The organism is Arsenicicoccus sp. UBA2120, assembly GCF_002330965.1.
GTDB lineage: Bacteria > Actinomycetota > Actinomycetes > Actinomycetales > Dermatophilaceae > Arsenicicoccus > Arsenicicoccus bolidensis.
On the sequence record NZ_DCYC01000072.1, the window covers coordinates 69,279 to 81,505 of the forward strand.

The following is a 12,227-nucleotide window of genomic DNA, read 5'->3' on the forward strand; positions in this document are numbered from 1 at the left end:
CCGCCTGCCGGTGCGGGGAGGGGCAGGCGCGTCAGGCCTGCCGCGCCGTCGCGTCGAGGAAGGCCCGCCAGTGGCTCTGCCCCTGCGTGAGCCGGCCGCCGACGCCCACGCGCTCGAGGACGTCCTGCGTCGCCGACCGCGTGTCGTCGTCCCAGGACCCGGTCGGTTGTATGTCGAGGCCCCAGACGTGACGGCACATGGCCTGTACGGCCTGGACCTGCACGCGCGAGCCGGGGGAGAAGGCGCTGCCGGCGGGACCGGAGCGGCCGTCGTCGACGTGGATGTGGTTGTGGTGCGCCTGGTCGTAGAGATAGGTCAGGACCGAGGCGAAGTCGTGGTGCAGGCTGGCGGCGAGGCGCCAGTACGAGCGCTCGCGCGCGGCCCGTTCCCCGCCGGTGGCGCTCTGCCACAGGTCGTAGCGGCAGCTGACCAGCTCCTGACCTGCACCGGTGCGGACCCGGGCCAGGTCGAAGGCGCGTCCGGCGTGGTGCCACGAGAGGCGAGGGCGGTCCTCGGCCCTGACCCAGGCGCCATACGACCAGAGCTGGGCCGGTGGCGGTGCGGGCAGGTAGGTCCAGTGCCGGGCCAGGGTGTCGGACAGCCGCTGGGCGAACGCAGGCTCGATCCGGAACCCCGTCGGTGTCCCGGAGACCTCGTAGTAGAGGCGGGCGCCAGCCAGCCGATCGAGGCGCGGCAGCTGCTCGGACGCGACGCCGGTCGGATCGCCCGACGGCGTCGACGGGTCGCTCTCTGACAGCTGGTCCACGGTCTCCTGCAAGGGATCTCGTGCTGCCCACAGGGCCGCGGCGGTCGCGAGCGTCGTGGCGCCGCCGACGAGGACGGCGCGCCGCCCCGGCCTGCGCTCGCGGGAGCTGGTGTCGTCGGGCACGGTGCCTCTGCCTCCTGGGTGTCTGGTCCAGGATGCCCTGCGCGAGGCGGGACGGTGATGACGGCGACGTCAGGCCCGCTCGATTCGCAGCATCGTCCCAGCGGGCCCACCGGGGGTGGCCAGCATGAGATAGAGGTGCTCCCCGTCGGTGGTGAGGTCCCACAGCTTGCCGCCCGTCGTGATCGGCAGGCTGATCGTGGTCCAGGTCGCGAAGTCGGGTGCCGGCTGGAACCCCGCCAGGCCCAGCTCCAGCGAGCTCGAGCTGGGGCCGAGCGTGCTGGCCCGCACGTCCAGGAACGGCTGGGCGCGCAGCACGTCGCCCTGCAGCACGCGGATCGTGCCGACCTGGTCCTGGACGAGGCGGCGGGTCCGGTCGAGGCGCACGACCCGGCGGGGCACGGCCAGCTGGTCCGTCACGACGGCCGTCCGGAGGCCGGGGATTGACAGCGTGGGGAGGGCCGAGGGGCCTTGCGCCGCAGTGGTGCTCGTCGATCCTCCGCCCGCTCCGCTGGAGGACGGGCCCGTGCTGGGGCCGGCCGAGCCTGCGCCGTCCGCGCACGCGGCCACGAGGGCCAGGGTGATCACGGCCAGGGTCGAACGGCGGCGTCGCGACATGCCGACAAGATACTCCGGATCCGTAGCATTGTCTCGGGGTAGCATCCGTCCATGCAGGTCAGGCCGCTCCGCAGCACTCCGCTCCTCGACGCATTCGTGCTGGATCGAGCGGTCGGCGAGCTGATGGCCGTGGCCCTGGCCGACCTGGAGCTGGATGGTCCCGACTACGCGATGCTGAGCGCGATCCTGCTCACCCCGGGGACGACGGCGACCGAGCTGGCGGGGCGGTTCGGCATACCGCTCACGACGATGTCCGACTGGCTGGCGTCGGCCGCCAGGAGGGGGTGGGTCGTCAAGGAGCGCGGCCGGACGGACCAGCGCCGGCAGGAGGTGCGGCTGACCCGTGCGGGGCAGCGGATCCACGACCGCGCGTATGACGCCTTCGGCCTGGGCTACGTGCGCGTCCTTGCTCACCTGGAGCGTGATCCGGACGAGGTGCAGGCGGTGCTGCAGGACCTGATGACTGCCGTCAGGGCGGCGGCCTCCGAGCTGCGGCAGGAACGACCCTCGCCCCGCTGAGGACGTCGTGGGGCTGACCCTGCTGCTAGGAGGGGTGCCCGAGGAGGCGCCCGACGGCGGTGTGGACGAGCGGGCGCACCTCGTCCTCGTCGAGAGGCTGGTAGAGCAGCTGAGCCGCGAGGCCCTGCGCCAGGGCGAGGACGAGGTGAGCGGTGGCGTCCGGATCGATGTCGCGGCCGATCTCGCCCTCCGCCGTGGCGCGGCTGACGAGGGAGGCGAGCAGCCCACGGATCTCGTCGTCGCCGGCGGCGATGGTGGCACCGATGGAGCTGTCGTGTGCCGCACGCTCGGCGAAGGCAGCGCCCTGCAGCGTCAGGGCTCGTCGCCGCTCGTCCAGGGGGAGGGTCGAGACGACGAGCTCCACGAGCCAGGTCTGCAGCGTCGGCCGGCCGGGCTCCCCCGGAGGCGTGCCGACCCCGGCGCGGAGCCGCTCGAGCATGGCGGCCTCAGTCTCGCCCTTGCTGGCGAAGGCTCGCTGCACCGCCCCGAGGGACCAGCCGGACTCCGCGGCGATCGTGCGGAAGCTGACCGCCGCGCTGCCGTCCCGCGCGACGATCGCGAGGGCGGCGTCGGCGAGCTCCGCCTGCCGCTGCGTGAGGGGCATGACGTCCAGGGTAGTCACGCCGCGACGCCGGCCAGGGGAGTGGTGGCGGTGGTGACCACCTTGGCTAGTGAATACGAGCGTATTCGCCCTGCTGCATACGGTCGTATTCAGCGCAAGAGGTGTGCCCATCGAGGGACCGCGCTGGGGCGAGGCGGGTGCGCCGCGCGTCGGGGGTACCGCCTGACCCATGACAGGCGTACGGTCAGGGGAAGGAGCCGCTGGCTCCGCTAGGGAGTGGCCATGTCCGACAAGTCCCCGCGGCACTCGTTGTCGCAGAAGAGCACCAAGTCCCTCAAGGAGAAGCGGCGCGAGAAGAAGGCCGCTGAGAATCCGGCGAGCCAGGTCGACAAGGCGATCCACCCCAAGCGCGGCTGACTCGCGGGGTCTGGCCCGGGGAGTCCTACAGCATCCGCGAGCGGCTGTTGCCCGACAGCCAGCGACCGTCCACCCTGACGTAGTCGGCGGTCGACTCGAGCCGCCACGTGTTCCGCGACCCAGCGATGGTGACGTCGATCGTCCTGCGGGTCACCACCCTCACCGCGTCCGTTGCGACCGGCGTGATGTCGATCGAGTCGTCGTCGATGGTGTGGTAGTCGAAGTAGCCCGACTCGATCTGGTCGAACCACTCCTCGCGCGGCTGGTCATAGCCCGAGATGTGCTCGGAGCGGGAGTCGGGCGCCGATAGCTCCCGGAGCTCTGCTGTGTCCCCGTCGACCATGGCACGCTGGCGGGCCTGGACATTGGCCGCGATCGCCTCGCGGTCGCGCTGACTCAGGTTCTCGGACATCGACGTCTCCTCGGGTGTCGGCTCCTGGCTCGAAGCAGTACTGGTGCTGGGGCTGGAGCTCGCGCTGGTTGGTGCCGCCGTGGTGGCCTGGTCACCGGACTCCGGCGCCGATCGTGAGGACGGTGACGAGCATCGCCGTAGCCCCGCGAGTGGATGTGGTCGTCATGACTCGAGCCTCCCGTCGCTCGTGGAGTCGAGGAAGACCGGCGTGTTCGGGGGAGTGGCACACCTCCCCAGCCACGGCGAGAATGGCTGGCATGCCCTCACGCCCCCGCCACGAGTCGCCGCTCGGCGCCTTCCTCAAGGCACGCCGCGACGGCCTGGCTCCCGAGCAGGCCGGGCTGCGCCGAGGAATCGGGATGCGCCGTACCCCCGGTCTGCGACGCGAGGAGCTGGCTGCGCTGGCCGGCATCAGCAACGACTACTACATCCGCCTGGAGCGCGGCAAGGAGCGGCGCCCGAGCCCGGCGGTGGTCGAGTCGTTGGCGCGGGCGCTCCTGCTCGACGACGCCGAGCGCGACCACCTGCGCGAGCTGGCGCAGCAGGCCGACCGCATGGACCTCGCGGACAACGTCACCGTCGGGTCCGACGTCCCGGCGGGTGTCATCCGCATGCTTGACGCCTTGCGTCCACTCCCGTCGTTCGTCACCAACCGCATCGGCGACTACCTGGCGTGGAACCCGTCCGGCCTGCGCCTGCTCGCCGGACTGTCCGACTGGCCCGAGGCCGAGCGCAATGCGGCGCGCTACGGCTTCCTGCACCCGGCGGCGCGTGAGCTCTACGTCGACTGGGAGGCTCAGGTTGCGGGACTCGTGTCGGCCCTGCGGCGTCTGGCCTCGACCGAGCCCAACGCTGCCGACGTGGCCGCCCTGGTGACCGACCTTCGCCGGACGAGCCCCGAATTCAGCCGACTGTGGGACCGGTATGACGTCGACCTCTACGTCACGGGCTCGCAGCGGCTGCTCCACCCCCTCGTCGGCGAGCTCACCGTCGACTACCAGGTCCTGCGGATCGAGGGGGAGGGCGGGCTGACGATGATGACCTACCACGCCGAGCCGGGCAGCCCGGAGTACGACGCCATGGCCCGCCTCGACTCACCTGTGCTGCCACCCACAGACGGCGAGTAGCCTGCTCGGTTGGCGACAGTGAAGACCCAGTCGTGGAAGGGAAACCAGCCCGCAGCGGATCCGCGCCGGTGTGCATTGGTCCTGCAGGTCGTGGCTACTCGGTCGACAGGCCAGGTCTGGCTCTTCCCCTGCGGGCCCTCGCGCTCGCGGGCTGGACCGTCCATGCTGTTTGGCAGCTGTAGGACCTCGACGACGCGGCTCGCCGTGCAGTGGTCGCGACCGCGGTGCGTGAGCTAGGGGAGAGGACGACCTTCGCCACACACCGCCTCGTGATCGGCAAGTCCCTCGGTACGTATGCCGCAGCGTGGGCGGCCGACGGCTCCGTGCCAGCCGTGTGGTTGGCGCCCTTGCTCACCGACCCGTCATGCGTGGCTGACATCGCTCGCTCGCCAGCTCCCGCGCTGCTTGGCCAGATGGCGAGCCTCCAGGTCGGCCAGGCATTGATCGAGACGATCACCCCGCCCAGCCGAATCGTCGCCGTCGTCGAGAGCCACCTCAAGTGCAACATGAAAGTCCCTTGTGACATAATGTAGATTATCGGCGTTTTGAGTGTGAGGCTGGAAGGGGCGCCATCACCGCTGGCGCCCAAGGGCTGATCATCACGACGTCCTGGTCCTGTGCATCGAGCACCGACGTGGCGCCGTCACCATCGGTGTGGGGCCGGCCGCACAGCCCGGTGATCCGGTCAAGCCTTGATCTTTGTTGCGCCATCGCTAGCGTCTGCTCATGGACATGATGCGCGGCGAGCAGATCGCCCAGGCCGACCTCACCGACGGGCGCAAGCTCGCCCAGGGCCTCCACGCCCGTTATCTGGTCAGCGAATTCTCCACCGGCGCAAGCTTTGTCGCGGCCGCTGGCCGGGCCGGCGATGAGCTTGGGCATCACCCGATCGTGTCGATCGGCCCCGGCTACGTCGACCTCAGGCTGGTCAGCGACGACGCCATCTATCGGGACGACGAAGGCACCGAGCACGTCGTCCAATGGGTGACCAAGCAGGACGTCGACGAGGGCAAGGAGCCGCAGCAGCGCTTCCATGTCGAGGTCTACGTGGCGCCCGAGGTGGTCGAGAGACGGGTCGCCGCCGCCATCGCTGCAGGGGGAACCGTCGTCGACGACACCGATGCGCCTGGTCTCACCGTGATCGCCGACCAGGACGGCAACCCGGGCGTCGTCTGCGCCGACATGTCCGCTGTGCGGCGCATCTGAACCGCTTGCCCGTATGACGCGGTCGGCGGGGTTCGCAAGCCCTAGGTCTTGTCGAGGTCCTCCAGGAGCGTCATGCCGGCTCGTGCTGCCGCCTTGCGATCGAAGGTCAGGGTCTTTCGACACCCGTGCGTGCGGGCGACGGCGGCGATGAGCGCGTCCGCGAAGTCCGCGCCTTCGGCGACGGCCGCCAACGCGGAGGCCAGTGCCTTCCGGTCCTGCAGGACCAGAGCGTCATCGATGGACAGGCGGCGGATGGCGTCGAGCATCTGGTCCGCGGACGCTCGGTAGACCTGCCGCATGACCCACCACGTCTCCACCAGCGCGACGGAGCCCACGAAGAGCGGATCCTGCGGTGACGCGTCTGCGATCACCCTTCGGGCGAGCTGACTCTGGTGCGGATCGTCGCCGGCGAGGAACCGGACGAGGATGTTGGTGTCAACGGCGATCACGGCATGGACTCCCCCGCTGCGGCGGCTATCGCCTCGTCCATGTCGTCCAGGGTGGCCGGCGGTCCGTCACCCCTCAACGTCCCGAACAGATCAAGGACGCTGTGCCGTCGCGTCGTCAGGACGTAGTCCCCACTCTCGTTGCGGGTGAACGTCACCGTGGTGCCGGGCGTCAGGCCCATCTCCTCCCGGACGTCCTTGGGGATGGTGATCTGACCCTTGCTCGTCATCGTGGCAGTCGACATGTGCACCTCCTTACACAAGAGTAAGGAGGTGCAGGGGGAGACGCCAGCCCTGACGCCGGTCGCGCTCACAAGGGGACGGCGACGATCGATCCGAGGTGGCGGCGCAGCATCGCGACCATGTCGACCGACTCCCGGTCCAGGAGCCACTGGACCTGCAGCCCGTCGGTCACGGCGATCAGGATGCGCGCGGCGTGCTCGCAGTCCACGTCGGGCAGCAGCTCCCCGCGCGACTCGGCCAGCTCCAGGGCCTGCCGCAACCCGACCACGAGCCGGTCGTAGCGCCGGACGAAGTACTCGTGCAGCGGGTGGTCGACGGAGGTCCCCTCCGCCGACAGGGTCACGTGCAGGTCGACGAGCTCGGGCGTGTCCCGGCTTCGTCCCACCTCGGCCAGCCAGGCCCGTATGACGTCCACCCCGTCCACGTGCAGCGCGTCGAGGCGCTGCAGGGCGTCCTGGTCCCGCCACGTGAGCACGGCCTGCAGCAGGTCCAGCTTCGTCGGGAAGTGATGCCGCAGCCCCGCGTGCGTCATACCGGCTCGCTCCGCGACGTCTCGGACCGAGCCGTCGCGAACTCCCGCGGCCGAGAACACGGAGACGGCGAGGCCTGCCCCCGCGCTCAGCGTCGACGCACGACCCCGCAGGCCTGGCGGGTGCCGGCGTCACCGGTCGACCGGGTGGCCTGGTCCGGACCGTTCGGCGCGTAGCGCGTCGGGATGATGGCGTAGTTGTCGGGGCTGGAGTGGACGATGAAGGCCGAGCCGTCCTGGTCCAGCAGCCACGCGGCCGTGAACCGGTCGGTGGCGAACGAGAGCGTGGCCCGGCCGTCCTGGCGCACCAGCATCTGCGGCAGGTCGCCTGCGTGGTCGGGGTGCTGCGCCCCGTCGGGGTTGAGGTGGCTCCCGGCGGAGGTGAAGTCGCCCTCGCACCGGCCAACCGAGTGCAGGTGGAAGCCGTGCCAGCCAGGGGTGAGGTGGCTGGCGCGCAGCTCGACCTGGGCGACGCCACGCCTCGAGCTGACCGTCACACGGCCGACGGCCGCTCCGGTCCGATCGACCAGCTGCGCGTGGACGGTGCGGCCCCTCCCGTGGTCGCGGGAGTCTGCGTGGGAATCGGTGTCGGCGCCGGCAGCGGCGGGGCCGATCCCACCGAGCGCGACGGCGGCCAGACCGGCCAAGGACGCTGAGAGTCGGGTGGACAACATCGTGGTCTCCTTCAGCGGGGCGATGCGGACCCCCTCAAGGCTGACCGATGTCGACCCGCGCGACAAGGGCTCAGGGCCGGCGTTCCCGCGTCGTGCGGATCACCCAGATCACCGCAACGGCGATCGCGCCAGCCACGATCGTGTCGACCCCGCGGGCCGTCGCGAGCTCCCCCGGGCCCTCGTTCGGGGAGAGCGGCACCGAGATCGCCAGCGCGAGCAGCGTGATCACGACGCTCCCCACCAGGTAGTTGTGGGCCGTGACCCTGGCGACGCACCAGAGCAGGACGCACAGCAGCGCGACGTAGCCCGCCGTCCCGAGATGGACTCTCGCCAGGGGCGTGAACAGCGCGATCCCGACGAGGGCGCCGACGATGCGGGAGACCGCTCGCACCGTCAGTCGCCCCTCGTCGCCGGGATAGGACAGCACCAGCACGACGACGAGGACGCCCCAGAACGGGTGGGTGTCACCACGGGCCACGCTCACCATGACCGAGGCAGTGACAGCCACCAGCACGCGGACGAGCACCACCCAGGTCGGCGGGCCGGTCGGGCCGGCTGGCACAGGCGCGGAGGCCGGCCGGGACCTCCCCCGCTCGAGCAGCAAGGCGTCCAGGGATCCGGCCGCGATCGCGAGCGCCGACCCCAGGGCGAGGTAGGCCGCAGTCATCGGGATCCCCAGCCCGGTGCCGGTCAGCAGGGTCCCCCCACCCAGCATGAGCACGAAGAAGTACGGCCCTGGCGGTCCCGGGTCGACGAGCCGCGTGACCAGCACCGCCACCACCGACACCACGAGGTATGCCGCCAGCGTCCACCAGGTCGAGCCACCGACCACCATGCCCGAGGCCACCGCCAGCACGAGACCGATGGCAGAGATCAGGTAGGCACGCACCCGCTCCCCCACCGGACGCCCGCCCCCGAACAGGACGACGTAGCTGCCCAGCGCCACCAGGAGTCCCTCGACCGGCCGTCCGATCGCGCTGCGACGACCAGGCCCGCCCAGGCAGGTGCGACGAGCAGCGCCGTGCTGCGCCGCCTCATCGCCGCGGGCCGGAAGGTCAGCAGCGTCTGCCAGGCACCGGGCCTGTGGCCGTTCCTCATGCCGGGATCGTCTCAAGAAGCTAGCGACATCGTCAGCCCCATCACACGTGGGAGGTGGGCCCATGGAATCAATCGTCATACGCGGTCTTGACCAATCAGTGCAGGAGCAGCTCGCTGCCCAGGCCGCGGAGCATGGACGCTCCCTGGAGGCCGAGATCCGCGACATCGTGACCACAGCGGTACGCAGACCCAACATCGCGCTCGCGCTCCTGCAGGCGGCTCGGGCTGCAGGAGGCGTCGACGACCTGCCGATCCCGGAGCGCACCGACCTCGCGCAGGCGGTGGACTTCGCGTGATCGTGCTCGGCCCGAATCCGCTTAGCTAGAGGTGGCTCGGCCGAAGGCCGCGCGGTAGTCGCGGGGGCGCAGCCCGGTGCTGCGGGCGAACACCGAAGCGAAGCCCCCCGGGTCGCGGTAGCCCACCGTCCTGGCCACCTCCGCCACCGTGCGGTCGGTCGTCTCCAGGAGGTGGCGCGCTCGCTGCACGCGCGCCGTCTGCAGGTGCTGCAGTGGACTCTGCCCGGTCTCGGCCGCGACGCGTCGCAGCAGGGTGCGGGTGCTGACGTGCAGGGCGTCGGCCAGCCTCGCCAGGTCGTACGGCTCCGCCAGCGTCTGCTCGAGGTGGCGAATCACCCTGTCGGAGAAGGTCTCTCCTGGTCGTGGCAGCAGCGCGGTGTCGACATACGGGGCCTGCGAGGTCCTGGCCCCGTCGAGCAGGGCGATGCGGGCCGTGGCTCGGGCGACGCGCGGGCCGTCGTGCTCGGCGATCAGGCCGAGGGCGAAGTCGTACATCGCGCTGAAGGCGCCCGTGGTCGTGACCCCGGCGTCCGTCACGACCAGCTCGGCGGGCACCACGTCGGCGTCCGGGCAGCGCCGGGCGAGCTCGTCGGCGAACAACCAGGACGTCGTGGCCCGACGACCGGCCAGCACGCCGGCCTCGGCCAGCACGAAGGCACCGACGCAGATCGACACGACGGCCCGCCCGGCCGCCGCGTGCGCGGACACGACGTCGGCCTCCGGACCGAGCGTCGTGACGTGCTCCCGGAGCCCGGCGACGTCGGGCGCCTCGAAGCCCGGCACGACCAGCACGTCCACGTCCAGGTCGCCCGACACCGCGATCGGTGTCCCGCCGGAGGCCACCACCCTGCGGCGCGGCGAGACCACCGACACGGCATACCCGGCCTCGCCGCTCCCCCGCGCCACACGGCTCGCCATCGTCAGCAGGTCGGGCACGCCATACACCTCGGACGCGAAGCAGCCCGGATGCGCGAGCACCCCGATGCGCAGTGCGGCCATGGCCCCTCCTCGGCGTCGTGGCGAGATCACCCCAGCGTATGGCGATCCCGCCGCTGTCCTTGCGGTGCCCGCTCGTTCAGGCTGGAGGCATGACGACGTCGGACACTCGTGACAGCACGCCCGGCCGGGACGATCGGGACGACCCGCACGAGGACTTCGCCCGCCGGGAGGTCGCGGTGGACGGCGTCGTCAAGCGCGTCCTCGTCGCGGGTCGCGGGCCGGCGGTCGTGCTGATGCCGGAGATGCCGGGCATCAGCCCCGACGTGCTGCGGCTGGCGCGGTGGATCCGGGACGCGGGGTTCACCGTCTACGTCCCGTCGCTGTTCGGGCGGGACGGCGCCTACCCCACGGCGGAGGGCTACGAGGTGGCCCAGCGGGCCTGCGTCAGCAAGGAGTTCCGGGCGTTCGCCGGGGGTGGCACGAGCCCGGTGACCGTCTGGCTGCGGGGCCTGGCCCGGGTCGCGCACGCCGAGTGCGGCGGACCGGGTGTCGGGGCGGTGGGCCTGTGCTTCACCGGGAACTTCGCCCTCACCATGACCCTAGAGCCGGCGGTGGTCGCGCCGGTGGTCAACCACCCGTCCCTGCCGCTGGACGACCCCGGCGGGGTGGAGCTGGACGAGGCGGACCAGGCCGCTGTCCGCGAGCGGGTGGACCGGGACGGACTGACCGTCCTGGCCTACCGCTTCGACGACGACCGGTGGTGCACCGGACAGCGGTTCGCGGCCTACCGCCGGCTGCTGGGGGACGCCTTCGACGGGCGCGTGCTGCCTGGCGCCGCCGCCAACCCTGCTCCCCCACCGTTCTTCGAGCACGTGGTGCAGACGCCCCACAGCGTGGTCACCGCCCACCTCGTCGACGAGGCCGGCCACCCCACGGTGGTCGCGCGGGACGAGATCCTCGCGTTCCTGAGCGACCGGCTGCGCGTGGGTATGCCGCAACCGCCCGCCGAGGCGGGGAGCCGCTGAGCCGCCGGGCATCGGCGTACGACGTCCGGGCAGCAAGAGGCCCCCGACACCAGTGGTGGCGGGGGCCTCTCGTCAGGCTGGTGAGCCTAGGTGCGTGGTGATTAGCCGATCACGGTGATGTTCGACGCCTGCAGACCCTTGGGGCCCTGCTCGGTGTCGAACTCGACCTTGGCGCCCTCGTCGAGCGAGCGGTAGCCGGTCGAGTTGATCGCGGAGAAGTGCGCGAAGACGTCAGCAGAGCCGTCCTCGGGGGCGATGAAGCCGAAGCCCTTCTCGCCGTTGAACCACTTCACGGTGCCAGTTGCCATGTCAGAACCTCTTTCTGAGGGCGGTCACCCGGACCTCGGGGACGCGCGATGTCGATGATGCTTGTCACGGACAGGCTCAGAAATACGGTTCGATCCCGTGTGGATCAGCACCGCCTTGCTGTGCACATCAACTTCAACAACGCGGCCAGCCTAACCCACTCGGGCGCCGTGGACGAATGCAACCGCCCGACGGGCGGGGTCAGTCGACCGAGGTGATGGTCTGGTCCTGCCCGCCGAAGGTGAAGGTGTCGCCGGCCCGCAACCCGTGGATCAGGTCATAGATCGGGGCGTCGGTCGCCATGCCCTCGTAGGTGATCCCGCCGGACTCGAAGGCGTCCGTGGGCACACCGATGACGTAGTGCTGCCCGTCCAGCTCGACGATCGCGCCCGGCCCCACGACGTCGCGCTCGGACACGTCCAGGGACCGGGCCTCCTTGAGGTCGAGCCGCTCCTGGGCGTCCGCCCGGCCGAAGATGTCGTGCAGGTCGCCCGCCTCGTCCCGCTGGGAGTCGTCGTCGACCCGTCGCTCGTCGGGCGCACCCGCACCGGCGGCCGCCTGCTGCGCCGTGCTCGAGGTGCCGGCGGCAAGACGCGTCCGGAGGTAGGCGATGAGGTCGTCCTTGACCTGCTGCTTGCTGCGGCTGTCCATGGATCAAGCCTAGGCGCCGACGTACTCGGCCAGGTGCTTGCCGGTCAGCGTGTCCCGCCGGCGCACGAGCTCGGCGGGCGTGCCCTCGAAGACGACGCGTCCGCCGTCGTGCCCCGCGCCCGGACCCAGGTCGATGATCCAGTCCGCGTGGGCCATGACGGCCTGGTGGTGCTCGATGACGACCACCGACTTGCCACCGTCGACCAGCCGGTCGAGCAGGCCGAGGAGGTTCTCGACGTCGGCCAGGTGCAGGCCGGTGGTCGGCTCGTCGAG

18 protein-coding genes and 1 pseudogene are annotated in these 12,227 nt (G+C 71.2%); 6 read left to right on the forward strand and 13 right to left on the reverse strand.

What is annotated here, in order from left to right:
* Window positions 1-31 precede the first annotated feature (31 nt).
* Window positions 32-889, reverse strand: a complete 858-nt coding sequence (locus tag B2P18_RS11260; RefSeq protein WP_286959436.1) for a hypothetical protein — start codon at window positions 887-889, stop codon at window positions 32-34.
* Window positions 890-958: 69 nt separating this feature from the next.
* Entirely contained in the window at window positions 959-1,504 is a 546-nt protein-coding gene (locus tag B2P18_RS11265; protein WP_286959437.1) for a hypothetical protein, read from the reverse strand.
* 51 nt (window positions 1,505-1,555) lie between these two features.
* Here B2P18_RS11265 and B2P18_RS11270 point away from each other — a divergent pair, with 51 nt between their 5' ends.
* The gene (locus B2P18_RS11270) at window positions 1,556-2,023 is read left to right on the forward strand and encodes a MarR family winged helix-turn-helix transcriptional regulator (protein ID WP_286959438.1); all 468 of its coding nucleotides are present in this window, start codon (window positions 1,556-1,558) and stop codon (window positions 2,021-2,023) included.
* Window positions 2,024-2,048: 25 nt separating this feature from the next.
* On the opposite strand, the gene B2P18_RS11275 is transcribed toward B2P18_RS11270, so the two are convergent.
* Window positions 2,049-2,627 (reverse strand): TetR/AcrR family transcriptional regulator, encoded by a 579-nt coding sequence (locus tag B2P18_RS11275; protein WP_286959446.1) that lies wholly within the window; start codon window positions 2,625-2,627, stop codon window positions 2,049-2,051.
* Between the two features lie 240 nt (window positions 2,628-2,867).
* Here B2P18_RS11275 and B2P18_RS11280 point away from each other — a divergent pair, with 240 nt between their 5' ends.
* A complete protein-coding gene (locus tag B2P18_RS11280) occupies window positions 2,868-3,002 on the forward strand; it encodes a hypothetical protein (protein ID WP_019285838.1) in 135 nt (44 codons plus the stop codon).
* A gap of 25 nt (window positions 3,003-3,027) precedes the next feature.
* Here the strand turns inward: B2P18_RS11280 and B2P18_RS11285 are convergent, their stop codons facing one another.
* Window positions 3,028-3,414 carry a nuclear transport factor 2 family protein gene (locus tag B2P18_RS11285; protein WP_286959453.1) on the reverse strand — a complete coding sequence of 129 codons (387 nt, stop codon included), beginning with the start codon at window positions 3,412-3,414 and terminating at the stop codon, window positions 3,028-3,030.
* 257 nt (window positions 3,415-3,671) lie between these two features.
* On the opposite strand from B2P18_RS11285, the gene B2P18_RS11290 reads away from it, so the two are divergent.
* Window positions 3,672-4,541 (forward strand): helix-turn-helix transcriptional regulator, encoded by an 870-nt coding sequence (locus B2P18_RS11290; RefSeq protein ID WP_286959459.1) that lies wholly within the window; start codon window positions 3,672-3,674, stop codon window positions 4,539-4,541.
* 726 nt (window positions 4,542-5,267) lie between these two features.
* A complete protein-coding gene (locus tag B2P18_RS11295) occupies window positions 5,268-5,747 on the forward strand; it encodes a VOC family protein (protein WP_286959466.1) in 480 nt (159 codons plus the stop codon).
* A 41-nt stretch (window positions 5,748-5,788) separates the two neighbouring features.
* Here B2P18_RS11295 and B2P18_RS11300 read toward each other — a convergent pair whose 3' ends face one another.
* The 5 genes from B2P18_RS11300 to B2P18_RS11320 all read right to left on the reverse strand — a co-directional run bounded on the left by B2P18_RS11300 (window position 5,789) and on the right by B2P18_RS11320 (window position 8,585).
* On the reverse strand, window positions 5,789-6,196 hold the full coding sequence (locus B2P18_RS11300) for a PIN domain-containing protein (RefSeq protein ID WP_286959470.1): 408 nt from the start codon (window positions 6,194-6,196) through the stop codon (window positions 5,789-5,791).
* A complete protein-coding gene (locus tag B2P18_RS11305) occupies window positions 6,193-6,438 on the reverse strand; it encodes an AbrB/MazE/SpoVT family DNA-binding domain-containing protein (protein ID WP_029210612.1) in 246 nt (81 codons plus the stop codon). The genes B2P18_RS11300 and B2P18_RS11305 overlap by 4 nt, the downstream gene beginning before the upstream one ends.
* Window positions 6,439-6,503: 65 nt before the next feature.
* Window positions 6,504-7,028: a TetR/AcrR family transcriptional regulator gene (locus tag B2P18_RS11310; protein ID WP_029210613.1), complete on the reverse strand. Its 525-nt coding sequence runs from the start codon at window positions 7,026-7,028 to the stop codon at window positions 6,504-6,506.
* A gap of 26 nt (window positions 7,029-7,054) precedes the next feature.
* Window positions 7,055-7,639, reverse strand: a complete 585-nt coding sequence (locus B2P18_RS11315; protein ID WP_286959474.1) for a superoxide dismutase family protein — start codon at window positions 7,637-7,639, stop codon at window positions 7,055-7,057.
* A gap of 70 nt (window positions 7,640-7,709) precedes the next feature.
* Window positions 7,710-8,585, reverse strand: a complete 876-nt coding sequence (locus tag B2P18_RS11320; RefSeq protein WP_029210615.1) for an FUSC family protein — start codon at window positions 8,583-8,585, stop codon at window positions 7,710-7,712.
* Window positions 8,586-8,799: 214 nt separating this feature from the next.
* Here B2P18_RS11320 and B2P18_RS11325 point away from each other — a divergent pair, with 214 nt between their 5' ends.
* On the forward strand, window positions 8,800-9,033 hold the full coding sequence (locus B2P18_RS11325) for a FitA-like ribbon-helix-helix domain-containing protein (protein ID WP_239264970.1): 234 nt from the start codon (window positions 8,800-8,802) through the stop codon (window positions 9,031-9,033).
* 21 nt (window positions 9,034-9,054) lie between these two features.
* On the opposite strand, the gene B2P18_RS11330 is transcribed toward B2P18_RS11325, so the two are convergent.
* A complete protein-coding gene (locus tag B2P18_RS11330; RefSeq protein ID WP_286959471.1) occupies window positions 9,055-10,032 on the reverse strand; it encodes a GlxA family transcriptional regulator in 978 nt (325 codons plus the stop codon).
* A gap of 89 nt (window positions 10,033-10,121) precedes the next feature.
* On the opposite strand from B2P18_RS11330, the gene B2P18_RS11335 reads away from it, so the two are divergent.
* Window positions 10,122-10,997, forward strand: coding sequence for a dienelactone hydrolase family protein (locus tag B2P18_RS11335; protein ID WP_286959478.1), 876 nt, complete (start codon window positions 10,122-10,124; stop codon window positions 10,995-10,997).
* 101 nt (window positions 10,998-11,098) lie between these two features.
* On the opposite strand, the gene B2P18_RS11340 is transcribed toward B2P18_RS11335, so the two are convergent.
* The 3 genes and pseudogenes from B2P18_RS11340 to B2P18_RS11350 form a co-directional block, all read right to left on the reverse strand.
* Window positions 11,099-11,305, reverse strand: a complete 207-nt coding sequence (locus tag B2P18_RS11340) for a cold-shock protein (RefSeq protein WP_019285853.1) — start codon at window positions 11,303-11,305, stop codon at window positions 11,099-11,101.
* Window positions 11,306-11,504: 199 nt separating this feature from the next.
* On the reverse strand, window positions 11,505-11,954 hold the full coding sequence (locus tag B2P18_RS11345; protein WP_286959467.1) for a hypothetical protein: 450 nt from the start codon (window positions 11,952-11,954) through the stop codon (window positions 11,505-11,507).
* A gap of 9 nt (window positions 11,955-11,963) precedes the next feature.
* A pseudogene (locus B2P18_RS11350) lies at window positions 11,964-12,227 on the reverse strand (excinuclease ABC subunit UvrA); the annotation flags it as partial.

Bases quoted from the DNA above. Each gene is read 5' to 3' on its own strand.
- B2P18_RS11335 (WP_286959478.1), top strand. From the start codon at position 10,122: ATGACGACGTCGGACACTCGTGACAGCACGCCCGGCCGGGACGATCGG.
- B2P18_RS11285 (WP_286959453.1), bottom strand. From the start codon at position 3,414: ATGTCCGAGAACCTGAGTCAGCGCGACCGCGAGGCGATCGCGGCCAAT.
- B2P18_RS11280 (WP_019285838.1), top strand. From the start codon at position 2,868: ATGTCCGACAAGTCCCCGCGGCACTCGTTGTCGCAGAAGAGCACCAAG.
- B2P18_RS11345 (WP_286959467.1), bottom strand. From the start codon at position 11,954: ATGGACAGCCGCAGCAAGCAGCAGGTCAAGGACGACCTCATCGCCTAC.
- B2P18_RS11340 (WP_019285853.1), bottom strand. From the start codon at position 11,305: ATGGCAACTGGCACCGTGAAGTGGTTCAACGGCGAGAAGGGCTTCGGC.
- B2P18_RS11330 (WP_286959471.1), bottom strand. From the start codon at position 10,032: ATGGCCGCACTGCGCATCGGGGTGCTCGCGCATCCGGGCTGCTTCGCG.
- B2P18_RS11305 (WP_029210612.1), bottom strand. From the start codon at position 6,438: ATGTCGACTGCCACGATGACGAGCAAGGGTCAGATCACCATCCCCAAG.
- B2P18_RS11325 (WP_239264970.1), top strand. From the start codon at position 8,800: ATGGAATCAATCGTCATACGCGGTCTTGACCAATCAGTGCAGGAGCAG.
- B2P18_RS11295 (WP_286959466.1), top strand. From the start codon at position 5,268: ATGGACATGATGCGCGGCGAGCAGATCGCCCAGGCCGACCTCACCGAC.
- B2P18_RS11275 (WP_286959446.1), bottom strand. From the start codon at position 2,627: ATGCCCCTCACGCAGCGGCAGGCGGAGCTCGCCGACGCCGCCCTCGCG.
- B2P18_RS11315 (WP_286959474.1), bottom strand. From the start codon at position 7,639: ATGTTGTCCACCCGACTCTCAGCGTCCTTGGCCGGTCTGGCCGCCGTC.
- B2P18_RS11270 (WP_286959438.1), top strand. From the start codon at position 1,556: ATGCAGGTCAGGCCGCTCCGCAGCACTCCGCTCCTCGACGCATTCGTG.
- B2P18_RS11265 (WP_286959437.1), bottom strand. From the start codon at position 1,504: ATGTCGCGACGCCGCCGTTCGACCCTGGCCGTGATCACCCTGGCCCTC.
- B2P18_RS11290 (WP_286959459.1), top strand. From the start codon at position 3,672: ATGCCCTCACGCCCCCGCCACGAGTCGCCGCTCGGCGCCTTCCTCAAG.